At 65.0% G+C, this 24,122-nt stretch carries 19 protein-coding genes and 1 pseudogene; 4 read left to right on the top strand and 16 right to left on the bottom strand.

Annotated features, from left to right (window positions below):
- Nucleotides 1–13: 13 nt before the first annotated feature.
- Both narH and BM357_RS00350 read right to left on the bottom strand, forming a co-directional pair.
- Nucleotides 14–1,492: a nitrate reductase subunit beta gene (narH, locus tag BM357_RS00355; protein ID WP_074948500.1), complete on the bottom strand. Its 1,479-nt coding sequence runs from the start codon at nt 1,490–1,492 to the stop codon at nt 14–16.
- A pseudogene (locus tag BM357_RS00350) lies at nt 1,482–5,111 on the bottom strand (nitrate reductase subunit alpha); the annotation flags it as partial. The pseudogene BM357_RS00350 and the gene narH, both read right to left, overlap by 11 nt.
- Nucleotides 5,112–5,238: 127 nt before the next feature.
- Between BM357_RS00350 and BM357_RS00345 the strand changes: the two are divergent.
- The gene (locus BM357_RS00345; RefSeq protein WP_074948498.1) at nt 5,239–6,558 is read left to right on the top strand and encodes a hypothetical protein; all 1,320 of its coding nucleotides are present in this window, start codon (nt 5,239–5,241) and stop codon (nt 6,556–6,558) included.
- A 19-nt stretch (nt 6,559–6,577) separates the two neighbouring features.
- Here BM357_RS00345 and BM357_RS00340 read toward each other — a convergent pair whose 3' ends face one another.
- From BM357_RS00340 to BM357_RS00320, 5 genes are read right to left on the bottom strand one after another with little or no spacing between them, the layout of a single operon-like run.
- Nucleotides 6,578–6,880: a metal-sulfur cluster assembly factor gene (locus tag BM357_RS00340; protein WP_074948496.1), complete on the bottom strand. Its 303-nt coding sequence runs from the start codon at nt 6,878–6,880 to the stop codon at nt 6,578–6,580.
- A complete protein-coding gene (locus BM357_RS00335) occupies nt 6,873–8,276 on the bottom strand; it encodes a hypothetical protein (RefSeq protein ID WP_074948494.1) in 1,404 nt (467 codons plus the stop codon). Before BM357_RS00335 ends, BM357_RS00340 begins: the two co-directional genes overlap by 8 nt.
- A 21-nt stretch (nt 8,277–8,297) precedes the next feature.
- Nucleotides 8,298–8,768 carry a DUF2249 domain-containing protein gene (locus tag BM357_RS00330; protein ID WP_074948492.1) on the bottom strand — a complete coding sequence of 157 codons (471 nt, stop codon included), beginning with the start codon at nt 8,766–8,768 and terminating at the stop codon, nt 8,298–8,300.
- A gap of 47 nt (nt 8,769–8,815) precedes the next feature.
- Nucleotides 8,816–10,117 carry a hypothetical protein gene (locus BM357_RS00325; RefSeq protein WP_074948490.1) on the bottom strand — a complete coding sequence of 434 codons (1,302 nt, stop codon included), beginning with the start codon at nt 10,115–10,117 and terminating at the stop codon, nt 8,816–8,818.
- 37 nt (nt 10,118–10,154) lie between these two features.
- Entirely contained in the window at nt 10,155–10,826 is a 672-nt protein-coding gene (locus tag BM357_RS00320) for a Crp/Fnr family transcriptional regulator (protein ID WP_083430034.1), read from the bottom strand.
- A 173-nt stretch (nt 10,827–10,999) separates the two neighbouring features.
- On the opposite strand from BM357_RS00320, the gene BM357_RS00315 reads away from it, so the two are divergent.
- On the top strand, nt 11,000–11,305 hold the full coding sequence (locus BM357_RS00315) for a DUF2249 domain-containing protein (RefSeq protein ID WP_083430033.1): 306 nt from the start codon (nt 11,000–11,002) through the stop codon (nt 11,303–11,305).
- A complete protein-coding gene (locus tag BM357_RS20415) occupies nt 11,292–11,426 on the top strand; it encodes a hypothetical protein (protein ID WP_281245542.1) in 135 nt (44 codons plus the stop codon). Before BM357_RS00315 ends, BM357_RS20415 begins: the two co-directional genes overlap by 14 nt.
- A 155-nt stretch (nt 11,427–11,581) precedes the next feature.
- Here the strand turns inward: BM357_RS20415 and BM357_RS00310 are convergent, their stop codons facing one another.
- From BM357_RS00310 to coxB, 5 genes are read right to left on the bottom strand one after another with little or no spacing between them, the layout of a single operon-like run.
- Nucleotides 11,582–12,595 (bottom strand): COX15/CtaA family protein, encoded by a 1,014-nt coding sequence (locus tag BM357_RS00310; RefSeq protein WP_074948488.1) that lies wholly within the window; start codon nt 12,593–12,595, stop codon nt 11,582–11,584.
- A gap of 42 nt (nt 12,596–12,637) precedes the next feature.
- Nucleotides 12,638–12,982 (bottom strand): cytochrome o ubiquinol oxidase subunit IV, encoded by a 345-nt coding sequence (locus BM357_RS00305; protein WP_074948486.1) that lies wholly within the window; start codon nt 12,980–12,982, stop codon nt 12,638–12,640.
- Nucleotide 12,983: 1 nt separating this feature from the next.
- Entirely contained in the window at nt 12,984–13,628 is a 645-nt protein-coding gene (gene cyoC / locus BM357_RS00300) for a cytochrome o ubiquinol oxidase subunit III (protein ID WP_074948484.1), read from the bottom strand.
- 3 nt (nt 13,629–13,631) lie between these two features.
- Nucleotides 13,632–15,602 carry a cytochrome aa3 quinol oxidase subunit I gene (gene qoxB / locus BM357_RS00295; RefSeq protein WP_074948482.1) on the bottom strand — a complete coding sequence of 657 codons (1,971 nt, stop codon included), beginning with the start codon at nt 15,600–15,602 and terminating at the stop codon, nt 13,632–13,634.
- Between the two features lie 21 nt (nt 15,603–15,623).
- Nucleotides 15,624–16,616, bottom strand: a complete 993-nt coding sequence (gene coxB / locus BM357_RS00290; protein WP_074948480.1) for a cytochrome c oxidase subunit II — start codon at nt 16,614–16,616, stop codon at nt 15,624–15,626.
- A gap of 409 nt (nt 16,617–17,025) precedes the next feature.
- On the opposite strand from coxB, the gene BM357_RS00285 reads away from it, so the two are divergent.
- Nucleotides 17,026–17,559, top strand: a complete 534-nt coding sequence (locus BM357_RS00285) for a hypothetical protein (RefSeq protein WP_139234488.1) — start codon at nt 17,026–17,028, stop codon at nt 17,557–17,559.
- A gap of 30 nt (nt 17,560–17,589) precedes the next feature.
- On the opposite strand, the gene BM357_RS00280 is transcribed toward BM357_RS00285, so the two are convergent.
- From BM357_RS00280 to BM357_RS00265, 4 genes are all read right to left on the bottom strand, one after another.
- The gene (locus tag BM357_RS00280) at nt 17,590–18,684 is read right to left on the bottom strand and encodes an ATP-binding protein (protein ID WP_074948476.1); all 1,095 of its coding nucleotides are present in this window, start codon (nt 18,682–18,684) and stop codon (nt 17,590–17,592) included.
- Nucleotides 18,685–18,816: 132 nt separating this feature from the next.
- Nucleotides 18,817–19,500: a response regulator gene (locus tag BM357_RS00275; RefSeq protein WP_074948474.1), complete on the bottom strand. Its 684-nt coding sequence runs from the start codon at nt 19,498–19,500 to the stop codon at nt 18,817–18,819.
- Nucleotides 19,501–19,702: 202 nt separating this feature from the next.
- Nucleotides 19,703–20,992, bottom strand: a complete 1,290-nt coding sequence (odhB, locus tag BM357_RS00270; RefSeq protein WP_074948472.1) for a 2-oxoglutarate dehydrogenase complex dihydrolipoyllysine-residue succinyltransferase — start codon at nt 20,990–20,992, stop codon at nt 19,703–19,705.
- A complete protein-coding gene (locus tag BM357_RS00265) occupies nt 20,989–23,913 on the bottom strand; it encodes a 2-oxoglutarate dehydrogenase E1 component (RefSeq protein ID WP_074949181.1) in 2,925 nt (974 codons plus the stop codon). The genes odhB and BM357_RS00265 overlap by 4 nt, the downstream gene beginning before the upstream one ends.
- Nucleotides 23,914–24,122 lie beyond the last annotated feature (209 nt).

Raw genomic sequence — 24,122 nt, 5'->3', positions numbered from 1 at the left:
CTCCCTTTCCCCTTCATCGGCGCACCGGCGGGAGCACGCCCTCCGGCGGCGCGATGCCCTCCAAGCTGCAGGCGCCCTGCGCATAGGCCAAATCCGGGTTCGCCTCCCGCGGCGCGGTTGGGATGACGAACCGCTCTTTGTACTTCGCCACCCCGAACAGGCGGGCCATGTCCGCCACTTGCTCGACGGTCAGGCCGGATTCCGCCAGCAGACGGGTGCCGTCGAGATCGCCCACGCGCTTGGCGCGCATGTACGCCCGCATGGCGGTCAGACGGATGAGCGCCCTGCGCACGACCGATTCGTCCCCCGCCGACAGAATGGACGCCAGGTACTGGACCGGGATGCGCATCTTTTCGACGACGGACAGGTAGGCGTCGGCGGACATCTGATCCTCGTCCCGGACGTGGGTCATCATCGGGCTCAGGGGCGGCACGTACCACACCATTGGAAGGGTGCGGTACTCAGGATGCAATGGCAGCGCCACTTTCCACTCCACCGCCATCTTGTACACGGGCGAGTTCTGAGCCGCCAGGATCCACGCATCGTTGATGCCCGCCTCGCGGGCGGCGGCGATGACCGCGGGATGGTGCGGATTCAGAAACACGTCCAGCTGCGCCGGGTAGAGGTCTGTTTCGTCTTGGACGGACGCCGCCTCGCGCACCCGGTCGGCGTCGTAGAACAGCACGCCGAGGTAGCGGATGCGCCCGACGCAGGTCTCCGAACACACCGTCGGCAGGCCGGCCTCGATGCGCGGGTAGCAAAAGTGGCACTTCTCGGCCTTGTGGGTGTTCCAGTTGAAATACACCTTCTTGTACGGGCAGGCGCTGACGCAGAAGCGCCAACCCCGGCAGGCGTCCTGGTCCACCAGCACGATGCCGTCCTCGTCCCGCTTGTAGATGGCCCCCGAGGGGCAGGCCGCCACGCAGGCCGGGTTCAGGCAGTGCTCGCAGATGCGCGGCAAGTACATCAGGAACGCCTGCTGGTAGGTGAACGCCACGTGCTCCTCCATCTCCCGCAGGTTCGGGTCGCGGGCGGCGACCTTGGAGCCGCCGGCGAGATCGTCGTCGAAGTTCGGCCCCCACTCGGGTTTGTCGATGAACTCCCCCGTCAGCAGGGAGCGCGGCCGGGCCGTAGGCTGGTGCCGTTTTTTCGGGCTGTGGGTCAAATGCTCGTAGTCATACGTCCACGGTTCGTAGTAGTCGTCGATGGTCGGCAGATCCGGGTTGTGAAAAATGTTCGCCAGCTTCGAGATGGCGCCCCCGGCGCGCAGCTTCAACCGGCCGTCCTCGAGGGTCCAACCGCCGCGAAACTTCTCCTGGTCCTCCCACCGCTGCGGGTAGCCGGGACCCGGCCGGGTCTCGACGTTGTTGAACCACGCGTACTCGACGCCGGGGCGGTTGGTCCAGGTGTTCTTGCAGGTGACGCTGCAGGTGTGGCAACCGATGCACTTGTCGAGATTCATCACCATCGCGACCTGTGCTTTAATCCTCAAGCCAGTTCACCTCTTTGAGCGGCCGGATGAAGGCCATCACGTCCCGCTGATGGCCCGTCGGGCCGTAATAGTTGAATCCGTAGCTGAGCTGCGCGTACCCGCCGATCATGTGCGTGGGCTTCGGAATGATGCGCGTCACGCTGTTGTGCGTGCCACCCCGGTCGCCGGTGATGGCGCTGCCCGGCACGCCGACGGTCCGGTCCTGCGCGTGGTACATCATGGCGATCCCCATGGGCAACCGGTGGCTCACCACCGCGCGGCAGGCGATGGCGCCGTTGCGGTTGTACACCTCCACCCAGTCGTTGTCCTGGATGCCGAGCTGCTTGGCATCCTCCTCGCTGATCCAGATGGTCTGCCCGCCGCGGAACAGGGTCAGCATCCGGTGGTTGTCCGTGTACGTCGAGTGAATGCCCCACTTTTGGTGCGGGGTCAGGTAGCGCACCATTAAGGTTCGGCCGCTGCCGCCATCCACCGGCCGGTCCCCCTGGTGGAAGGGCAGGACGCCGAGCGGCGGCCGGTACAAAGGCAGTCCCTCGCCGAAGTCGAGCATCACCTCGTGGTCCAGGTAGAAGTGCTGGCGTCCGGTCAAGGTGTGCCAGGGAATCCGGTATTCGACGTTCGAGGTGAACGGCGAGTAGCGCCGCCCTTCCCCCTCCAGACCGCTCCAGACCGGAGTCGCAAGCGCCTGGCGGGGCTGCGCGGTCAGGTCGTCGAAGGTGTACGCGGTGTGCTCATGGCCGGCGATCACGCCGCGCACTTCGTCCAGACCGGTGATTTCGCTGAACGCCTGCCACTCCTCGCTCGCCCGGTGCCCGTTGGTCGTCCCGGAGAGGGTGAGGATGGCCTCCGCCACCTGCAATTCCGTGCGGATCTCGGGCCGCCCGAACCCGGGCCCTTCCCGGTCCGACACGCCGACGCGCTCGGCCAGCTCCAGGTACGCCCGCTCGCCGGAGATGGTGATGCCCTTCGCGCCGTACCCCTTCTCCGCCAGGGGGCCCATCGTGGTCATCATGTCGATCACGTGCGGGTAATCGCGCCGCACCAGGATGAGCTTCGGCATGGTCTTGCCCGGGATCGCCTCCACCTCGCCCGCTCTCCAGTCGCGCACCTTGCCGCCCGTCTGCGCCAGTTCGTCGACGGAGTCATGGCTGAGCGGAGCCATCACGATGTCGTCCTGGGCCGGCAGGTGCTCCTTCGCCAATCGGGAGAACGCCTCGGCGATGTTGACAAACGTGTTCCAGTCTGTCCGTGTCTCCCACGGCGGCGAGATGGCCGGGTTGAACGGGTGGATGAACGGATGCATGTCGGTGCTGCTGAGGTCGTGCTTCTCGTACCAGGTCGCCGCCGGCAGCACGATGTCCGAGTACAGCGCGGTCCCGGTCATGCGAAAGTCGATGTCGACGAGCAGGTCCACCTTGCCCTTCGGCGCAGGATCCGCCACCCGGACGTCCTTCGGCCGCCAGGCCGACTCCTCGCCGAGCACGTGGCCGTCCGTCCCCAACAGGTGCTTGAGGAAGTACTCGTGGCCTTTCGAGCTCGAGCCCAGCAGATTGGAGCGCCACACGAAGAACACGCGCGGGAAGTTGTTCGGGTTGTCCGGGTCCTCGATAGCGAAGTGCAGTTCCCCCTTGGCCAGGCGTTCGCCGACGTGAGCGGTGATCTCCGCGGGCGTCTGCATGCCTGCCGCCTTCGCCTCGGCCACCACCTGCAACGAGTTCTCCGTCCACTGCGGGAACGAGGGCAACCAACCGAGGCGGACCGCCAAAGCGTTCATGTCGGCCGGATGCAGGTGATGAAACCGGCCGCCGAGCGGCGATCCGATAGTCCCGGTATCCAGTTCCTCATACCGGAACTGATCGGTGGCGAAGTAGTAGAACGAGGTGCCGTTCTGCTGCCGTGGCGGGCGAACCCAGTCCGTCGCGAAGGCCACCGTCGACCAGCCTTCCAGGGGACGCACCTTCTCCTGGCCGACGTAGTGCGCCCAGCCGCCGCCGTTCACCCCCTGGCAACCGGTGAGCAGCACCAGATTGATGATGGAGCGGTAGATCATGTCGCTGTGGTACCAGTGGTTGGTGCCGGCACCCAGCGCGATCATCGACTTTCCCCGGGTCCGCGCGGCGTTGTCCGCGAACTCGCGGGCAATTTTGATGGCCTGTTTGCGGTCGACGCCTGTGATGGCCTCCTGCCAGGCGGGCGTGTACGGCACGGGATCGTCATAGGAGGCAGGATATTCCCCCGGCAACCCGCGCCGCACCCCGACGTGGGCCATCATCAAGTCGAAGACGGTGGTCACCCAGACCGCCGAACCGTCCGCCCGGCGCAACTGCTTGGCCGGCACGCCGCGGACCAACACCTTGGCTCCCTGGTCTTCAAAACACGGGAACTGGACCATCTTCACCTCGTCCGCGTCCCCGAGGAAGCTCAGGCGCGGCGAGACGGGCCGGCCGTCCGCCGTCTCCAGTTTCAGGTTCCACTGCTTGGAACCGTCGTAGCGGAAGCCGATGCTGCCCTTGGGCACGGCGGGAGCGCCGGTCACCTCGTCCCAGAGCACCGTCTTCCACTCCCCGAAGGCATCGGCCGGGGCCAATCCCAGGTCGGCGGCGCGCAGGAACGCGCCCGAGACGAACCCGTCCCCATGCGGTTCAAGCACCACCAGGAACGGAAGGTCCGTGTATTGCTTGACATACTGCTCGAAGTACTCGGTGGGCCTGTCGGCGTAAAACTCCTGCAGCATGACGTGGGTCATCGCCATCGCCAAGGCGGCATCGGTGCCGGCCTTGGCCGGCAGCCACTCGTCTGCGAACTTCACGTACTCCGCGTAGTCGGGGCTCACCCCGACCACCTTGGTGCCGTTGTACCGCGCCTCCACCATGAAGTGTGCGTCGGGCGTCCGGGTCATCGGCAGGTTGGTGCCCCAGATGATGAAGTACGACGCGTTGTACCAGTCGGCGCTCTCCGGCACGTCCGTCTGATCTCCCCAGATCTGCGGCGAGGCCGGGGGCAGGTCGGCGTACCAGTCGTAGAAACTGAGCAGGGTCCCGCCAATCAGCGACAAGAACCGGGCGCCCCCCGCGTAGCTGACCTGGGACATCGCCGGGATGGGGCTGAATCCGGTCACCCGGTCGGGGCCGTACGTCCGGATGGTGTCGATACAGGCCGCGGCGATGAGCTCGGTGACCTCTTCCCAGGTGGCCCGCACCAGGCCGCCTTTACCGCGTGCCCGCTGGTAGCGCGCCCGCTTGTCCGGGTCGCTCACAATCGCCCGCCAGGCGCTCACGGGGTCGCGGCCCGCCTGGCGCTCCGCCCGCCACAACTCAAGCAGATCACCGCGGACGTACGGGTATTTCACGCGCAGCGGGCTGTACTCGTACCAGGAAAAGCTGGCGCCGCGCGGGCAACCACGAGGTTCGTACTCCGGAACGTCCGCCCCCAGCGACGGGTAGTCGGTCTGTTGCGTCTCGAACGCGATGATGCCGTCCTTGACGTGGATCTTCCAGCTGCAGCTGCCGGTGCAGTTGACGCCGTGGGTCGAACGGACCACCTTGTCGAACCGCCAGCGGTTGCGGTACAGGTCCTCCCAGTCGCGGGAACGCGGGCTCTGCTCAGACCAGTTCCGGTTGGACTATCCCCTCACCCGTTTGGCAACAAATGTGATCCAGCGCACACCGCGTCTGACGGGTTGCATCTACATTTCCGTTGGGGCGTGTGGCCCACAGGCACTTCATCCCTGCTCCGGGGGCGGCAAGATGATCACGTCGACGAAAAAACGGCTCTCCGCCACGGTGTCCTACCTGTTGACCGGCCTCGGCCTCTCCGTCCCGGCCCTCCTCGCCGGCGGTGTGGTCCTGCCGGATTGGGCTGCGGGCGACACCATGACGCCCCAGTCGCTCGCCGACATCCACCTGCTGTTTCTCGGCGTCATGTTGACCATCGCCTGCGGGGTGTTGTATCAGATCGTGCCCATCGCATTCCAGGCGCCCCCCGTCGGCCGCCACGTCCTCGCGTGGCATCTGCCCTTGCACGTCGCCAGCGTGATGACCATGGTCACAGGCTTTCTCACCGCGAATGGGCGCGTGGTCGCATGGGGCGGCTCGGCGCTGTTCGCCACGCTGGCCGTTTACCTCGGCTTTGTCCTTTCCAGCTACCGCAGGGCGCGCAACAAGACGGCGGTGCACCGGGCGCTCGTCCTGCCGCTCGCGGGCCTCGCCGGGGTGTTGCTGGTCGGCCTGTGGCAGGCCTGGCTTCCCGGCCGGGTGGGCGATCCCGTCGTGCAGACGCATGTCCTCTTCGGCGTGTTGGCCTTCTGGGTGGGATTGGTCCTCGTTTTCTCATACAAGCTCTTCCCCATGTTCGTCATCAGCCACGGCTACCACGCCTCGCTCGCCCGCACCCTGGCGCTGTTCTACCCGGGCGCCGCGCTGCTCGTGGCGGACGCCTGGATCCCACCCTCCGCATGGCGCGTGGCGGTGCGCATCCTCGCCGCACTGGCCATCGTCGCCGCCGTGATCTCCTTCGGCCGTGACATGCGGGCCGTCTGGAAGGCCAGCAAACGCCGGCGGGTCGTGCCGCCGGTGTACGAGGCGGCGGTGGTGAACGTCGTCCTCGGCATCGGAGTCGCCTGGGGGATGGCGGCGTTGGCCGCAGGATCCGCCCGCTGGTTGCTCCCGGGCGGCTACCTGCTCTGGTTCGGCGGGCTGCTGCCGTTGATGTTCGCGTACATGCAGAAGATGGTGCCCTTCTTGTGGTTCGAGTACCGCTTCAGCAAGCGCCCTGAGCGTAAGACGGCGCCCCTCATCGACGACATGGTGCCAGCTCGGCCGGCCAAAGTGGCGATGGGTCTGTACGGCCTGGGTGTGTTGGTCGGCTTCGCCGTGATGGCGGCGGGCGCCGCCGACCCGGGGATGGTGAGCACCCTGGGAAAGGGGAGTGGGGCGGGCACAGAAGAGTTCTTGAGGGTCCTGGCGTGGGGGGGCGCCATCCTTCAAAGCGGCGGCGCGGCGGTGCTGTTCTTCTCTCTCCGCCACGTCCTCACCATCGGCGGGCCGCGCCCCGAGGATGGCGCGTAAGCGTCCGGGGGCGGGCCATTCACCCATACAACTGCTGCCGGGCCTCCTCCGACATCCTCTCCGGCGACCACGGCGGGTCCCAGACCACGTCGACCTTCACCTCAGCCACGCCGAACACTTGGGCCGCCGCCCATTCCACCGCCTCCGCGATGCTGTCGTGCGCCGGACAACCGGGCGTCGTCATGGTCATCTTGACGTACAGGGTCCCCTCCTCGGGCTCCTGGAGGTCGTAGATCAAACCGAGATCCACCACGTTGATCCCAATCTCCGGGTCATACACGTTCTGGCGCAAGGCCTCGCGAACCTCGCAGAGGTCAATCATGTCCCCTCAACTCCTTCGCCACTTGCTTCGGATCGACCACACGTTGCAACTGCCATATGAACCCGAGGACGGACAGGGCAATCATGATGCTGCCTGCGACCGCCCCCGCCGTGAACCTGGCCACCCCACTGAAGGACAGCACCATCACGCCGATGGCGAAACTCTGCAGGACGGGCCGCGACCGGCCCAACTGAATCAGGTCCGCGATGACCGGGACTTTCTGCGGTTTCACCGGCGGCGATGCCGTCACGGCGTCCGGCGCGCTGCCCGCCGTGTGCGCCCGCATCCCCGGCCCAGGGCGGTCGCCCGCTCCGGCGTTTCGGCCGGCCTTGGCGCTGTAACGCTGGGTCCAGATGAGGAACGGGACGATCTTGTACGCATAGCCCATGAGGGTCAGAACCACCCAGCCGAGCAGGTAGAACGTGACGACGCCCTGCCATCCATCCTGTTCGCGCCCAGAACCGAGCTGCACCAGCATCCACAACACGCCGGCCATGCCCGCCACCGCGGCGACGACGACCATGCGGGTGGGCGGTTCGGTCTTCTTGCGCAGGCGCTTCCGGAAGATCTCGCGGATATCGAACAGAAGGCTCGCGAACGCCATCCAGCCCGCCACACCGCCGGCCCATTCGAGGGCGGGGCGCTGCGCCCAAATGCCGATGAGCGCCAGACACACGGCCGCGTGCGCCAGCACCCATGTCCACTTCTGGCGCCATGTCGCAAAGCCGTGGGACAGGGTGAACATCGGTAGCAACTTGAAGCTGAACCCCATCACCAGGAACGTGAAAAACCCGCCCAGGGCCAACAGGATGTGCGTGGCCAGGAGCTGTGGGAAGACACCGCCCAACCTGAGTCCGGAGATGGACGCAATCATCAACCAGGCGGCCGCCACCGCGGCCATCAGATAGACGTGGGCAGAGATCACGAACCACAGCATCGGGCCGCGGATCCTGGAGCGAGACACCGACACGATGATGAGGATGGCGTACACGTACAACGACACCGTCGCCAGCGATCCAAAGACCAACAGCCCGGTCAGGGACCAGATGGCCATGCTGCCAATCAGGCCGAATGCAGAGGCGGCGTAGAGCCAAAAGTTCCAGCGCGCGCAGCGCTCGGATGCGATGGGGACCAAAAACGCCACAGTCACGAGTTGGTAGACCGCACCCATGATGAACGACAGCAGCGAACCGAGCGTCAGCAGATGGGTGAGGGCGACCACCTGTGGCAGAAAGGCGCCTCCACCGCTCAGGTGGATGGATTGGGCCACGAGATCGAACGCGAACAGGACAAACCCAGCCATACCCAACAGCATGTAGCGCATCGGGACGGTGAAGGGCGGGGCTTGGCTGGTCACCGGCCCGCCCGGACCGCCTGCGGGCATTCCTCGCTCCATCACGGGTCCCTCCTCATCCCGTCAACCGGCCCTCCGGATCCGCACGCGGACCGTTCCATGGTCTTCGTCCTGGATCTCGTAGGAAAAGCCTCGTTCCTCGAGCTCCGGGAGGAGAAAGGCGGGTACCCGTTCATTCCAGATCTCCAGCGCCAGCTCACCGGTCTTCATCCCCTCGTGCCCATCGAGGAACGCGAGGGTTCGCACCATGGGCTGCGGCGGTTCCAACCCGCGATTGTCGAGGTGGAACACGGGGATATCGATGTCTTCCTTATAGAATTGCACGATGAAGTGATCCTCCGTCTCCTGGACGACGGCCGCGTGAAACCCCTGTTTCCCGAGGACGCGGATGAGCGGGTCCGGACGGAACGTGGCGTGCAGTTCGAACACGTCCGCAGGCCCGAGGGTGGCCACGGTGCTCATGATGACCTGAAACGGTTCCTGTTTGGCGCGCAGCATCTCCCGCACGTCGAGCACGGTGATCTTTCGATCCATGGGGATCGCCTCCCTCGCGCGGTGGTCCCGCGCAGTTTCCACGTCCATTATCCGGTTCCGGGGCCTTCTGGAGTGTGAACCGTATCACAGACGATGGCACGCAGCCAAACAGCGGCAAATGCGGCAAAGGCGAGCGAGGTGAAGGAGCCGCCGGCCGCAAATAGGCCGTTCGTCCAAGCATCGAGCCATGCCGGACGCGGGGACACTTCCCCGGCGCCGAAGGCGAGGATCATGCACAGCGCCCCGACAGCGGCCGCCATGATCTGGGGAAACGCCCACCGGGGCGATGGCGGCGACACCTCGAGCAGGACAGGGAACAGCGCGTATCCGACCGCGTAGACGAGGGTCGTGATCCATCCCAAGAAGAGCAGGTGCAGCCCCGCCAGCGATGCCGGGGGAAGGCCCGCGCACAGCGCCAGGCCGAGCACGCCGGCGAACCCCCACGCGATGGCCCACGCCCACGCCGCGTGTGTCGGCAGCCGCCGCTCGTCTTCCGCATCCCTGCGCCGCCGTGGCAGGCGTATCAGATACACCCCCGCTGTGAGCGCGAACGACACGCCGAGCAGTCGTTGGCCCACCGCCAGCGCGGGCGGCCAGGCGACTGCGCCGGCGGTGGCCAGCACCACGCCCGCCAACCACAGGCCCTGGCTGGTCGTGACCGTCCAGGGCGGCACCCCCGCATCATCGGTGAACCGCGGGTACAGGTGAATCGCCACGGCCAACACGGTCCCGGCGATCCACCCGTACCCGACGAGCAACATCAGCGCACGGCCGTCCGCCGGCCGTCCCGCGGTGGCGCCGAGGGCCGCCCACCACACGGCTGGGACGAACAGCATCAGGGCGATGTCGGTCCCCCGCCGTCCAATTCTATCCGTGGCCTGAAATCGGGGAGACTTGGCCATGAAGCGCAGTGCCCGCGGAACCGTCGTTTCACCCGCCCCCGTGCCTTTCCGGCGGGCCGCGACCGCAGAGAGAATGTTGATGAGAAACAGCGTGGGCGCGAGGGCCTGGAGCCACAGCCCGGCCACCAGAAACCCGGATGCCGGCAGAGCCAAGCCCATCACCACCGCCAGCACCCCCGCTTCGGCCAGCCCCCACTGCAGCCAGCCCAGCCATGGCCAGGGCAGCCGGAGTCCGGCCGACACCGACAAGACGGCATAGGTCATCCCATAGATGAGCATCGTCAGCCAGCCGTATGGATTGATCTCTCCGTGAACCATTCCCAGGGGCGCCCACCACCTCGGGACGAAGGCCATCAGCCCGCCCAGGGCGGCCCCGGCCGCAAAATTCAAGATGGCTGCCGCGACGAACGCCACTGGCAACCACCCCATCCAAGGCTTGCACCGCATGCCGCGCGTCTCCTCCTTCCCCGGCCAGCCGCTCTGCTCAGGCGCGGCGGAGCCTGTCCAGGTGAACCATCCACTCGTCCCGGTGGCCGCGCAAAACCCCTTCCCGCCGCAGCTGATTCCAGATGCGGTTGACCGACTCCCGCGTCATCCCGACCATACGGGCCATCTCTCCATGGGTGACCGGGAGCCTCAGATACACCCCGTCCGGGCGCACCTCGCCGTGCTCTTCCGCGAAGTGCCGGATGAGGGCGACCACCCGCTCGCGCGCGTCGAACACCGCCAACTCCTGCAACTTTGCTTGAAGCTGGAGGATCCGCTGGCCCATCACCCGCATGACCTTGCGGGCGATGTCCGGATACTCGACCAGGAGATTGTCGAACGCCGCCGTACGGATGGCCAGGAGGATGCTCCTCTCCATCGCCTGAGCGGTGCCCGGATAAGGACCCTCCTGGAAAAAGCCGACGTGCGGGAACATCTGGCCCCCCCCGAGGATGTTGACGATGTGTTCCCGCCCTTGCTCGTCCACTTTGAAAATCTTGATCAGACCGCGGCGGATGAAATACACCGCTTCCCGCTCATCGCCCTCCATGAACACGTACTCCCCGCGCTCAAACCTTCGTTCGGCCGCGAGGACGTGCACACGTTGCAGTTCTTCCGCGGTGAGACCGCGGAACAACTCGATTTCGCGCAGCATTTGCAGCGCGTCCATCCACACCACCTCTTCCCGTCAGGCCCTCTGTTTTCCATGGAGTTCCTGACCTCTTGCCAAGATCAGTGTAGCCTTGCATGAAAGCTGGGTGTGAGTCGAATCACGAATATGATGTCACCAAAACGGTACAGTCGGTGTGTACCATCTCACACACGCCGCAGGAGGTTGAAAGCATGAGCGAGTTCGCCTATACGGTCAACGCGACCGAATATCCGCCACACATGAAACACCAGGTCATCTTCGAAACCTTCGACAGGCTGCAACCCGGCCAGGCCATGCTCCTGATCAACGACCATGACCCTGTGCCGCTCCGGTATCAGTTTGAACTTGAACGCCCGGGGCGCTTCGCCTGGGAGTATGTCGAGCGAGGGCCGGAAACGTTCCGCGTCCGCATCGGACGGGTGGAGGATAACCGCCGTCGTCCGCTGGTTCCCGGTCGGACACATCGCACACGGTTACCGGCGCGTGTTCGTCGTTGAACAGGACGGCGAACTCCGCCATGTGGTGGTGATGGTGCCGATGCCGTCCGAAGCGGACCTGTTGCCACTGGACGTGTTTCAGGTGGCCTTGAAACAGGGCCGCTACCCGTTGGTGCCGTGAGGGATAAAGGGGAGGTGCATACCATCAGGCCAAATCGTGCGCCAAGAGCGGCGACGAACAGCCATAGCCACATCTTTACAGGCCCTGCAACAGAGATCGGGCCGGCCGGAGGAACATCCTCCGGCCGGCCCGATCTCATCCCTGCCTCACACGCTTCACGCGCCGGCCCGCTGCCGGCCCGTCCGCACCCACCGCGTGGACGGATCTTGTGACTGCACAGCCGCGGGATCAGGCAACACCTGCATCGCCATATACCCAAGCGTCATGAACAAGCCGGTCACGAGCGTGACGTGTACCAGGAATGCCAGTGTGCTCACGTGCGTCCAGACGAGCAACGCGCCACTGAGCGCCTGCAGGAGGACCAGAGCGACGACCACCATGCTCGCCCGATACAGATCCGGCCGGCGCAGGCGCTCCCGCCGGGCGAGTGCGTACAACCACACGGCGAGGACGAGGAAGCCGAGCGCCGCCATCCGGTGCAACAGGTCGACCCAGAACGCCGCACCCACGGCGCTGTACCGCTCCGCGGGCAACGGCCAGCCCGCAAACAGGGCACCGTAGCCCGTGCTCGCCACGTACGCCCCGATGTAAGCGGCGACGTACACGTATCCGAGGCCGAACCAACTCCAGCGCGACAGCCGGCGGCTGGCGGCCAGCGGCCGAAGCGGCGTGAGGACAGCCGGGCGGCCTCCTGCGCGATCGAGCCGTTGAATCGTCAGCGTGAGCAGGAACAGGGCGACGAAGGAGGTGATGGCCACGCCCAGGTGAACGGCGATCACCGCGGGCGGGTTCTGGAACAGCACCGTCATCGCGCCCAGCACGCTCTCCGCCACGACCCCGCCCAGCGTGAACCCAATCAGCCAGCGCACCTCACTGCGGCGGCCGTACCGCCACCCGGCGAGGACCGCCAGCGGCAGCAGAAACACGCTGGTGAACAGAATGCTCACCCGGTGGGTGTACTCAATCACCATCGCCATGGTCCAGTGAGACGGGATCCATTGCCCGTTGCAAAGCGGCCAGTCGGACCCGCACCCCATGGCTGACCCGGTCACAGCGTCGGTGAAGCCGATTGTGTTCCCGAGAAACATGGCGACGAGGGTCGCCCACGACAGCCAGCAAGTCAAGGAAAGCCGGCCCGGCGTCCGTGGTTGATTCGCTTGCTCCCCCATGACATTCACCATCCTCTCTGCACCGGGTGCGGGCCCTCCGGCTCACTGAACCTGGTAGTGGAAGCTCATGATCCAGATGGACATCAGCGCGATCGCGAACGTGAAGATCAGGCCCAACAGCAGCCCCACCGAGTGGAACGGAGGGCCATCCCCTTCCGTCACGTGCATGAAGAAGAACAGCTGCACGACGATCTGCAATCCGCCGAGGATGAGCAGCGTCAGCGCCAGCGGACCTCCCGCCATGTGATGGCCGAGGGCCAGCCAGAAGGCGATGGCCGTCAGCACCAGCGACGCGATGTAGCCGACGATGTACTTGCCCGCGCCGTGGTGTTCGTGCGCCGCCACCGGCCCGCCGTGATGTTGTTCCGCGTGTCCGTGTGCCGCCATCTCACATCACCACCCCGAACAGGTATACGACCGTGAAGATGAACACCCACACCACGTCGAGGAAGTGCCAGTACAGGTTCACGATGAACACCTTGCGCGCGGTCACCTGCGTCAAGCCGCGCTTCGCCACCTGCAGCAGGATGGAGAACATCCACACGATGCCGAGCGACACGTGGCTGCCGTGGGTGCCGACCAGGGTGAAGAACGCGGACAAGAACGCGCTGCGCTGCATCGTGGCGCCTTCCAAGACATCCTTGTAGAACTCCTGCGCTTCCAGGCCGACGAAGGCGAGTCCGAGCAGGATGGTCACGGTGAGCCATGCCAGGACCTGCTTGCGGTTCCGGTTGCGCATCGCCAGCGTCGCGAGCCCGCCGGTGAAGCTGCTCGTCAACAGAATGAACGTCTCCGCCGTGAAGCCCGGGATATCGAACAGCTCGTGCGCCGTCGGCCCGCCGTCCGTATGGGTCCGCAGCACCAGGTAGGTGGCGAACAGGCACCCGAACAGCAGCATGTCGGTGGCGAGGAACAGCCAGAATCCCAGGATGCGAAGGGACTGATTGGGGTCCTGGTACTCCAGCGGCTTGGCCGGGTCCGCGCCGGACAGGTGTCCGTGCGCGTCCCGGAGCGCCTTTTCAACGACCGCCATGGCTCACAACCTCCCCAGTGCCGATTCGACGTGCTGAATCTCTTCCGGCTGGATGTAGTACTCGTCGTCGTACTCGAACGACCGCCGCAACATCGTCACCACAACGCCCAGCAACCCGAGGACGGCGAGGACGTGCCAGTTGAACACAAACCCGAGCCCGGCGACGAAGAACAACACGCCCATCAGGAACGGACGGCCGGAGTTCTTCGGCATGTGAATCGGCTGGATGTCCTCCGGTTTCGGTTTGATCTCGTCCGTACGGCCTTCTTCCTTCAGCGTCCACCAGTAATCGCGGCTGGTGACCGTCGGAATGACCGCGAAGTTGTAGTGCGGAACCGGCGACGGCAGCGACCACTCGAGCGTGCGGCCGTCCCACGGATCGCCCGTCAGGTCCCGTTCACCGTACTTGATGCTGTACAGCACCTGCGCGACGATGAAGATGAACCCGATGCCCATCAGGTACGCGCCGATGGTCGAGACAAAGTTCAGCGTGCCCCAACCCATGTCGGCCGGATACGTGTACATGCGCCGCTGCATGCCCATGAAGCCGAGCGCGTACTGCGGCATGAAGCAGACGTAAAAGCCGATGTTGAAGAACCAGAATGCCCAGCGGCCGAGCCGTTCATCCAGCTTGAAACCGAACATCTTCGGCCACCAGTAGTACATGCCGGCCAGCATCCCGAACACCACGCCGCCGATGAGCACCTGGTGGAAGTGTGCAATCAGGAAGTAGCTGTTGTGGTACTGGTAGTCCGCCGGAGCGACCGCCAGCATCACGCCCGTCGCGCCGCCGATGACGAAGCACGGTACGAACGCGATGGTCCACAGCATCGGCAACGTCATCCGGATGCGTCCGCGGTACATGGTGAAGAGCCAGTTGAACACCTTGACGCCGGTCGGAATGCCGACAGCCATCGTGGCCACCGCGAAGAAGGTGTTCACATCGGCGCCGGCGCCCATCGTGAAGAAGTGGTGCGCCCACACGAAGTAGCTGATCACGCTGATGGACAGAAGCGCAGCGACCATCGACGTGTAGCCGAAGATCCGTTTGCGCGCAAAGGTCGCCACAACTTCCGAGAACACGCCGAACGCAGGAACCACGACGATGTAGACCTCAGGGTGACCCCAAATCCAGAAGAGGTTGATGAACATCATCGGGTTGCCGCCCTGCAGGATGGTGAAAAAGTGCGTGCCCACGATGCGGTCCAGCATCAGCAACGCCAAGGCCACCGTCAGCGCCGGGAACGCGAAGATGATCATGATGCAGGCCGACAACACGGACCAGGTGAACAACGGCATCTTCATCAAGGTCATGCCCGGCGCGCGCATCCTCAAGATGGTGACCAGGAAGTTGATGCCCGTCGCAATGCTGCCGATACCCGAAATCTGCAACGCGAGGAGATAGAAGTTCTCCCCGGGTCCATTGTCGAACCCGAGTTCGGACAACGGTGGATAACTGGTCCAGCCGGCGTCCGGCGAACCGCCAAACACGAATGAGATGTTCAACAGCAGCGCCCCGAAGAAGAACAGCCAGAAGCTGATGGCGTTCAGGTACGGGAACGCCACGTCGCGCGCGCCGATCTGCAACGGCACGACGATGTTGAACAGCGCGAAGATGAACGGCATCGCCATGAACAGGATCATGATGGTGCCGTGCGTGGTGAAAATCTGATCGTAGTGCTCGGCGTCCAGGAAGTGCATGCCCGGCGCCGCCAACTGCGTGCGCATCAGCAGACCGTCCGCGCCGCCGCGGAACATCATCAAGAGCGCCGCAATCAGGTACATGATGCCGATCTTCTTGTGATCGACCGTGGTCAGCCACTCCCGCCACAGCCACTTCCATTTTTTAAAGTAGGTGAGGGTGGCGACGATCCCGATGCTCGTGAGCAGGATGAGCACGTCCGAAATCCAGATCATGGGCCCTTCCTGCCACATCAGGTATGTGTCTGCGAACTGGCGCAGTGCATCCGGCATCTTCTTTCGCCCCTTTCCGGCTCAGTGTCCCGAATGGTCAGCGGTCTGTTTGCCGTCCATCTCCATCCCCGGCATGGAGGACATCCCGCTCGTCTGGTCCGACTTTCCGGCGTCCGCCGTATGGCCTTGCATACCAGTCATGTCATCCATCATCTCCGGCATGTAGCGGCCGCCGTTCGCCCACACCGTGTCATTGAACAACCCGGGCGGGAAGGACGAGTACGAAGCGGTTCCGACCACGCTCGGCTGCTTGAGCTGCTGGTAACCCGCCAGTGTCAGCGCAGGCGAGTTGGCCTTCACCTGTTGCACCCACTGGTCAAATTCCTGCTGGGATACCGCCTTGACCTGGAAGTCCATGTGCGCAAACCCTTTGCCTGTGAAGTTCGCGCCGTGCCCGTAGTACGTTCCCGGCTGATCCGCTTCCAGCCACAGCCGCATCGCCATTCCGGGCATGGTGTACTCCTGGCCGCCCAACTGCGGCACCCAGAACGAGTTCATCGGCGCGTCGGCCGTCAACTCGAATTGAATCGGAACGCCAACCGGGATCTCGACGTAATTGACCGTCGCCACGTTCTGCCCTGGATACTGGAACAGCCACTTCCAGTCGAGCGACGTGACCTGAATGGTCAACGGTTTGGCATCCGACGGCGGCGGTTCCACCAGCTTGAAGGTGGACTTACCGGTGTAGAAGCCCAAGATGGCGACAATCACAATCGGGATGCCCCACCAGACCGCCTCCAGCAGTTTGCTCTCCGACCACTGCGGCGTGTACGGTGCGTCGTTCTCCGGTTTGTCGCGATACCGCCAGACAATGTATACCAACAGTGCGAGGACAGGGATCACGACAATCAAGATCAGGACGGTGGACAGGACAATGAGGTTCAGTTCCTCCCGGCCAACCGGTCCAACGGGATGAAGGACCAGATACTCAGGCCCGCAGCCCGACACCAGCAACGCTGTCAGCGCCGCGAGCGCCAAGACACGGTTTGGCTTGCGCAATTGGGTCCGCTTCACGCGCGGTCCACTCCTTTCTGCAGTTCCGGTTACAACCGTACATCTGTCGACAAGCCCTTCGGCAGACCTAGACCGCTCATTTTGGAACTAGCTCACATGGACCATTCGACACGATTCGACATAGTCCGGATGGACTATACACATCATCCAATCGGACCAATGGGATTTGAAAATAGTCCGTTCGGACTATGTGAATAGTCCCGCAAGGGCTGGCGCAACCCCCCGCCGTGGGTGCACACTGGTCTCGAGTGATTGTTTCCGCAAAGATTCTGGCAAACAGGCCACGCACGTCCGCTGGCCCGCGCGGGCCAGCGGCGCACCGGCTCCGTGCGCCCGGTATAAGGGGGCGATGGCGTTGAAATCCGTGGACCGAATTCACGCTTGGTGTTCGAAATGGGATAAGCGGCTGGTGAGATTCGTGCGGAACCGCGCACACCTGTTCGCGGCGGCGGTGGCGCTGGTCCTGTGCGTATGGGGTCTGTCCGCCGGTCATGCCGGCTTCGCCGCGGGGATGATCATCCTGGGTGCCGTGGGATACTTTTTGGGGTTGACCATCGCCATCGGGCTCGGCGTCGTCCTCACCGCCGTAGACGTGTACGTCGCCATGCACACCGGTGTGGTCCCGTCCACACTGCTGCTGGAGATGATAGGCTACTCCTGTATCGCGTGGCTCGGATACTCCCACCGGGAGCAGAAAGAACGGCAGAAGCGGCTGGCGATGGAAGTGCACGAGCCGCAGGTCTTGCCGTGGAGCGTGGTGAACGAAGTGCGGACGTCCCTGGCCGCCATCCGGTTTTTGCTGTTTCCGCTGCACGGGGACGGAAGTAACCAAGAGGTGCGCCGAGCCACCGACGAGCTGTCCCGCTTGGAGCGGCTGTTTACGGAGATGGAAAAAGAAGAACGCACCCGTGACCGCGAGGAGCACGAGCGCCGGGCCAAATGAGCGCTTCCCCCTCTCCTGCCGTGTGAAGCATCACGATGCACTCGACGTCGAACCGCCCGCCGCCGGCAGCACCACTTCTACCGTCGTCCCCTTGCCGACCTGGCTTTGGATGGACAGCGTGCCGCCGTGCTGCTTGACAATTTTGTCGCTGATCATGAGACCCAGACCGGTTCCTTTTTCCTTCGTCGTGAAGAACGGTTCCCCGAGGCGCGCGAGTTGATCTTCGGGGATGCCAGGCCCTTGGTCCACCACGCGCACCCTTACGCGGCCGGGCTCCAGCGGTTCTGCGTGCACCGTGATCTGGCCGCCGCCCGGCATCGCCTCGATGGCGTTCTTGATGAGATTGATGAACACCTGCTTCATCTGGCTCTCCGCCATGCGGACAGACGGGAGCGGGTCCGCGAAGTCCATGACGATGCGGACACCTTGTTTGCGCGCGTGAATCTGCATAAGCTGCACCGTGCTGGCGAGCAGCGTCCGTATGTCCCCCATCTGTACGGCGGAGTCCCCCGGCTTGGCCAACATCAAGAAGTCGCCGACAATGCCGTCGATGCGATCGATCTCGGAGAGGATCAGATCCACCTGCTTGCGGTTCTCGTCGCCTTCCAACTGCAGCGTCTGCAGCGACCACTTGATGGCGGCCAACGGATTGCGGATCTCATGCGCGATGCTGGAAGCCAATTGGGCGGCAGCCTCAATCTTGTCCGACCGCCGGAGCAACTCCTCCGCCCGCTTTCGTTCAGTGATGTCGATGCGGAAGGAGACGTATTTGTACGGTTTGCCGCGCTCGTTCAACAGCGGGACGATGGTGGTGTCCATCCAATAGTACGTGCCGTCCTTGGCCCGGTTGCGGATCTCCCCCCGCCACACCTGCCCGCGCGCGATGGTGCGCCACATCTGACGAAAGAACTCTTTCGAGTGGTATCCCGAGTTGACGATGCGGTGGTTCTGCCCCAGAAGCTCTTCGTGTGAGTACTTGGAGATCTCGCAGAACTTCTCGTTGGCGAACGTGATATTGCCGCGGTGATCCGTGACCGCCACCACGAGCGCCTCGTCGAGCGCCCGGTTGATGTCCGACAGCTCCTTGAGGGCGCTCTCCAGATCATTCAACACGTCCTTGAACACGTTCCGCTCACCTCCACATGCCCCACCGCATCCACCACTATGTCACACCCCGGGATCTTCCGTCAATTCCGCTCACTCGGTTGTCACACACCTGCCACACCCTGCATGCGGACCGTGGAATCCCCTCTGCGTTCAATTTTCCTCCTTTTTCATGACATATCCTTCGCGCACCGCATAGGCCGCGGCCTGCACCCGATTGCTCAGGTGAAGCTTCTCCAGGATGTTGCGCACGTGGTTGCGGACGGTGTTCTCGCTGATGAACAAGGCGTTGGCGATGTCCTTGTTGGTCGCGCCCGCACTCAGATAGCGCAGCACCTCAATCTCCCGCTCGGTCAACTGCTCGACCTGTTGCTGCACGGGCCGAACCACCGGCTTGGAGAACTCGGTGATGATCTGCATCGCCAGGTTGCCCGGGATCACCGGCTCCCCGGCGCTCACGCGGCGGACGCTGTCAATCACTTCCGTCGGACTCGCATTCTTCAACACATACCCGGACGCTCCCGACTTGACCGCTTCAAACAGCGATTCTTCCGCGTCCGACACGGTCAGGATCAGGATCTTGACGTAGGGATGCTCCCGCTTGATTTGACGGGTCGCCTCCAATCCGTCGCACACCGGCATGTTGATGTCCATCAGCACCACATCCGGCAGGTGCTGCCTGCACTTCTCCACCGCCTGGCGCCCGTCCTCCGCCTGGTCCACCACCTCCAGGTCCCCGGCCCGGCTGAGGATAGTGCACACACCCTGGCGGAATAACTCGTGGTCGTCCACCACCAGCACCCGAATCGGCCCACGCGTTCCGCTCGCGTTGGTCATCCTGACTCGCCCCCTCATGTCAACTTCGGTTTGTCTCCAGCATACCAAGGGGATGGCCTGTGTGCACGTGTCAAATCGAGGGGTCGGGCGCGCCGCTCCGCCCCTGGTGCGTGAGCGTTTTGCGAAGTGTCTTGCGCAGCAGGAGCGGAGCAAAACGCCAACCCAGCGTCAAAAACGGGCCCGCAGGATGCGGGCCCGCCGTTCAACCTTCCAGCATCAAGGACTCCGGATCCTCAATCAGTTCCTTGATCTTGACCAGGAACCGCACCGCCTCGCTGCCGTCGACAATCCGGTGGTCGTACGACAGGGCAATGTACATCATCGGCCGGATCTCGACCTGGCCGTTCACCGCCACCGGACGCTGCTGGATGCCGTGCATCGCCAGGATGCCGACCTGCGGCCCGTTCAGCAACGGCGTCGAGAACAGCGACCCGAACACGCCGCCGTTGGTGATGGTGAACGTCCCGCCCTGCAGATCTGCCAGCGTCAGCTTGTTGTTGCGTGCCTTGTCCGCCAGATCGGCGATGGCCTGCTCAATCTCCGCAAAGTTGAGCCGATCCGCGTCCCGGACGACCGGCACCACCAGTCCGCCCTCCGTGGCCACGGCGATGCCGATGTCGTAGTGGTACTTGAGGATCATGTCCTCGCCCTGAATCTCCGCGTTCAGGCGCGGGAACGCCTTGAGGGCCGCCACCGCCGCCTTGGTGAAGAACGACATGAATCCGAGGCTGACCCCGTGTTCTTCCTTGAACCGGTCCTTGCGGCGCTTGCGGATCTCGAGCACCTTGGTCATGTCGACCTCGTTGAACGTGGTCAGCATCGCCGCGGTGTGCTGCGCCTCCACCAGTCGCCGCGCGATGGTCAGACGGCGGCGGGACATCCGCACGCGCTCCTCGTCTGGCCGCAGGTCTTGAGCACCCTGCTCCTCCGCGACGGACGACGCAGGCGCGGAGGCGGCTTGCGCCGGCCGGACCTCAGGCACGGGTGCCGCGGCGGGGCGAGCGGCGGTGATCTGCACCGGATCGACCCCCTGTTCCCGAAGCATCCGGCGCATGGACGGCGTCGGCCGCGGCGGGATCAACTCCGCCCCCGGCGGCGGCGCCTGAACGCCGCCCGCGGCCGGGCTAGCGGAAGCCGGCGTCGCCGCAGGCTGACCGGTGACCGAAGGCTCCGGTGCGGCGGACGCCGCCGGGCTGGCCGGTGCAGCCGCCGGTGCGGGCGCTGCCGCAGGGGAAGGAGACGGTGCCGGAGCCGCCCCGGCCGCCGCGATGACCGCGATGGTCTCCCCGACGGCGACGGTCTCCCCCGCCCCCTTGAGGATCTTCTGCAACACGCCGCTCTCGTTGGCGATGACCTCGACGTTCACCTTGTCCGTCTCCAGCTCGGCGAGGGCGTCGCCCTCCTGGACGGTATCTCCCTCTTGCTTCAACCAGTTGAGAATGGACGCCTCGACGATGGATTCGCCGAGCTCCGGAACTTTTACATCGCTCACCGCGATTCCCTCCCCGCATGCACGCTCAGGCCCTGCTCACTGACGGCCTGGGCGATGATCTGTCGTTGCATCTGCTCATGCGCATCCGCCAGACCTTCGGCCGGGCTGGACCGCGCAGGACGGCCGACGTAGCGGATGGGCAGGTCCGGGAACAGCTCCGCCAGATGCGGCTGCACATATCCCCAGGCCCCCATGTTCTGCGGCTCCTCCTGCAGCCATACCAGTTCAGCCGCGCCCGGGAACGACGCCGCCCACTGCCGCACGGCATCGGCCGGGAACGGATACAGTTGCTCGACGCGCGCCACGGCGAGCCACTCCGGATGGCCGGCTTGCTCGAGGGCCGCCGCGAGATCGACCCCGACCTTCCCGGTGCACAGGATCAGACGGCGCACGGCTGCCGCATCGGCACCGGGACGCGGTGGCTCCGTCCACAGCGGCTGGAAGCCGCCCTGCGTCAACTCGTCCACCGTCGAAGCGGCGCGCGGATTGCGCAGCAAGCTCTTCGGCGTCATCACCACCAGCGGCCGCGGGTCGACCGTCAGGCGCGCCGCCTGGTCGCGCAGCAGATGGAAGTACTGCGCCGCCGTCGTCGGGTACACCACCCGCCAATTGTGCTCGGCCGACAGCTGCAGGTACCGCTCGAGCCGCGCACTGGAGTGCTCCGGCCCCTGCCCTTCGTATCCGTGGGGCAGGAGGAGAACCAGACCCGAAGGCTGGCCCCACTTGGCCAAGCCCGCCGAGAGGAACTGGTCAATCAACACCTGTCCCGCATTCGCGAAGTCGCCGAACTGCGCCTCCCACAAGACCAACGTCTGCGGCGCCTGGACGTTGTACCCGTACTCAAACCCGATGACCGCCGCCTCCGTCAGCGGAGAGTTGTGCACAGCGAACGAAGCGCGCGCCTGGGGAAGGTGCTGCAACGGCGTGTAGGTCTGGCCGGTCCGGTGATCATGCAGGACCAGGTGGCGCTGGCTGAAGGTGCCCCGCTCGGAGTCCTGCCCGGTCAGACGGACCGGAATGCCCTCCGCAAGCACGCTGGCGAACGCGAGCGCTTCCGCGTGCGCCCAGTCCACGCGCCCGTCGGGTTCGGTGAACGCGGTCCGCCGCCGCTGCAGGATCCGGTCGAGCTTCGGATACACCGTGAACCCCTCCGGCCGTGCCAGCAGGGCTTCGTTGAGCGCCTGCAGCTGTTCGCGGGGGACCGGCTGCGCTTGCACGGACTGCATCGGGCCCGCGTGCTTCCACGTCGGCTCCGCCTCGTCCTTTTCTTCCCCGACCTGGCTGTAGGCTTGGCGCAGGCGATCCCGCACCTGGCGCTCCAGTTCCGCCACCTCGTCGGGCTGCACCATGCCGGCTTCCAACAGGCGCTTGGCGTACAGCTCGCGCACGGTGGGATGATGGGCAATGACGTCGTACATGCGCGGCTGGGTCATCACCGGATCGTCGCCTTCGTTGTGCCCCCACCGGCGGTAACCGACGAGATCGATGAGGAAGTCCTTGTGAAATGCCTGCCGGTAGGCGTGCGCCAGCTCGATGGCGGCCAGGCACGCCTCCGGATCGTCCGCGTTGACGTGGACAATCGGGATCTCGAAGCCCTTGGCCAAGTCGCTGGCGTAGCGGGTGGAACGGCCCTCTTCCGGGACGGCCGTGAACCCGAGCTGGTTGTTGGCGATGATGTGAATCGTTCCGCCCGTCGTGTAACCGGGCAGCCGCGACAGGTTGAGGGTCTCCGCGACGATGCCCTCGCCAGGGAACGCGGCGTCCCCGTGGACCAACACCGCCACGGCGGCGTCCATGTCGTGCCCGGGTGCGCCGGCCTGTCCGCGGTCGTCCTGGGCGGCGCGGGCGAACCCTTCCACCACCGGGTTGACGAACTCGAGATGGCTCGGATTGTTGGCCAGGCGAAGACGCGCCTGCACCTCATGGCCATCGCCCACGTCGCGGCTGGCCCCCAGGTGGTACTTGACGTCGCCCGTCCAGCCATAGTTGATGCCCATGGAACCTTCGGAGGGCACCAGTTCCTTGTTCGGCGCCGCGTGGAACTCCGAGAAGATGGCCTGATACGGCTTGCCCAGGACGTGTGCCAGCACGTTGAGGCGGCCGCGGTGGGCCATACCGATCATCACATCCCTCGCCCCGGACTGAACGGTGAGGTAGATGAGCCGGTCCAGCATCGGCACCAGCATGTCGACGCCCTCGATGGAGAAGCGCTTCTGCCCGACAAATGTGCGGTGCAAAAACTTCTCGAACTCGTCGACTTCAATCAACCGGCGCAGCAGCGCCTTGGCCTGCTCCGCCGGCAGCGGGCGCGGCCATTCGGAGGACTCCACGTGCCGGGTCAACCACGCGTGCTCCTCCGGGTCGTGCACGTGTGCGAACTCATACGCGAGCGATCCCGTGTACACCCGCCGCAGACGTTGCAGCGCGGTCTTCGCGTCCCGCACGTCGGCGGGGGCGTGCGCCCACACCCAGTGGGCCGGGATGCGCGCGAGATCCTCCTCCGTCAACCCGTAGTTTTGCAAATCCAGGATGGCCGCCGGCGCAGGCGGTTCTCCGATGGGATTGATGCGCGCCTCGAGATGGCCGTACATGCGGATGTTGCGGGCCAACCGTTGCGCGGCCACGATCCGCTGGGTGTCCACCGCAGCAGCCGTACCCGGTTGCGCCTGCCACGCGGCGTCCCCGGCCCGTCCCTGCGCGGCCTTGTCCGATGCCAGGCCATCGGTGTCCGCATCCGCTGCTCGACCTGCGAGCACCTCCGCAGGAGGCGGCCCCAGGCGTTCGAACAGGGCGCGCGTCTGGTCGTCGACGGATTGCGGATGGGCCTGATACCGCTCATACAGCTCCAGGGCCCAACCCAGGTTGGGCCCGTACAGTGCCTGCCATGAGGCGGGTGCAGGTCTGTTTCTTCTCGTCGCCATGTCCACTCCCTGCTTTCTTCTTCCGGGTCCATCCGGAAATCTCTGATAGGCATGCTCTGGCGGTGTGTCCGGTGCCCGGCCATGCCGGGAAGGCTCCCCGCCGTCCCGCCGGACGTTCCCGGCCAAAGGCATCATACCATGATCATATCATCTGGCAAGAAGTTGACCCCATCCCCCACCCCGTCCACCGCCGGCCAAACCCCGGCCGC

Source organism: Paenalicyclobacillus macrosporangiidus, assembly GCF_900116805.1.
GTDB classification, from domain to species: domain Bacteria; phylum Bacillota; class Bacilli; order Alicyclobacillales; family Alicyclobacillaceae; genus Alicyclobacillus_H; species Alicyclobacillus_H macrosporangiidus.
This window is presented reverse-complemented; position numbering and strand designations above follow the sequence as displayed.

Excerpts from the sequence above, each read along its gene's own strand:
- BM357_RS00345 (WP_074948498.1), top strand. The coding sequence starts at position 5,239 with ATGATCACGTCGACGAAAAAACGGCTCTCCGCCACGGTGTCCTACCTG.
- BM357_RS00340 (WP_074948496.1), bottom strand. The coding sequence starts at position 6,880 with ATGATTGACCTCTGCGAGGTTCGCGAGGCCTTGCGCCAGAACGTGTAT.
- BM357_RS00335 (WP_074948494.1), bottom strand. The coding sequence starts at position 8,276 with ATGGAGCGAGGAATGCCCGCAGGCGGTCCGGGCGGGCCGGTGACCAGC.
- BM357_RS00330 (WP_074948492.1), bottom strand. The coding sequence starts at position 8,768 with ATGGATCGAAAGATCACCGTGCTCGACGTGCGGGAGATGCTGCGCGCC.
- BM357_RS00325 (WP_074948490.1), bottom strand. The coding sequence starts at position 10,117 with ATGCGGTGCAAGCCTTGGATGGGGTGGTTGCCAGTGGCGTTCGTCGCG.
- BM357_RS00320 (WP_083430034.1), bottom strand. The coding sequence starts at position 10,826 with ATGGACGCGCTGCAAATGCTGCGCGAAATCGAGTTGTTCCGCGGTCTC.
- BM357_RS00315 (WP_083430033.1), top strand. The coding sequence starts at position 11,000 with ATGAGCGAGTTCGCCTATACGGTCAACGCGACCGAATATCCGCCACAC.
- BM357_RS00310 (WP_074948488.1), bottom strand. The coding sequence starts at position 12,595 with ATGGGGGAGCAAGCGAATCAACCACGGACGCCGGGCCGGCTTTCCTTG.
- BM357_RS00305 (WP_074948486.1), bottom strand. The coding sequence starts at position 12,982 with ATGGCGGCACACGGACACGCGGAACAACATCACGGCGGGCCGGTGGCG.
- cyoC (WP_074948484.1), bottom strand. The coding sequence starts at position 13,628 with ATGGCGGTCGTTGAAAAGGCGCTCCGGGACGCGCACGGACACCTGTCC.
- qoxB (WP_074948482.1), bottom strand. The coding sequence starts at position 15,602 with ATGCCGGATGCACTGCGCCAGTTCGCAGACACATACCTGATGTGGCAG.
- BM357_RS00275 (WP_074948474.1), bottom strand. The coding sequence starts at position 19,500 with ATGACCAACGCGAGCGGAACGCGTGGGCCGATTCGGGTGCTGGTGGTG.
- BM357_RS00265 (WP_074949181.1), bottom strand. The coding sequence starts at position 23,913 with ATGGCGACGAGAAGAAACAGACCTGCACCCGCCTCATGGCAGGCACTG.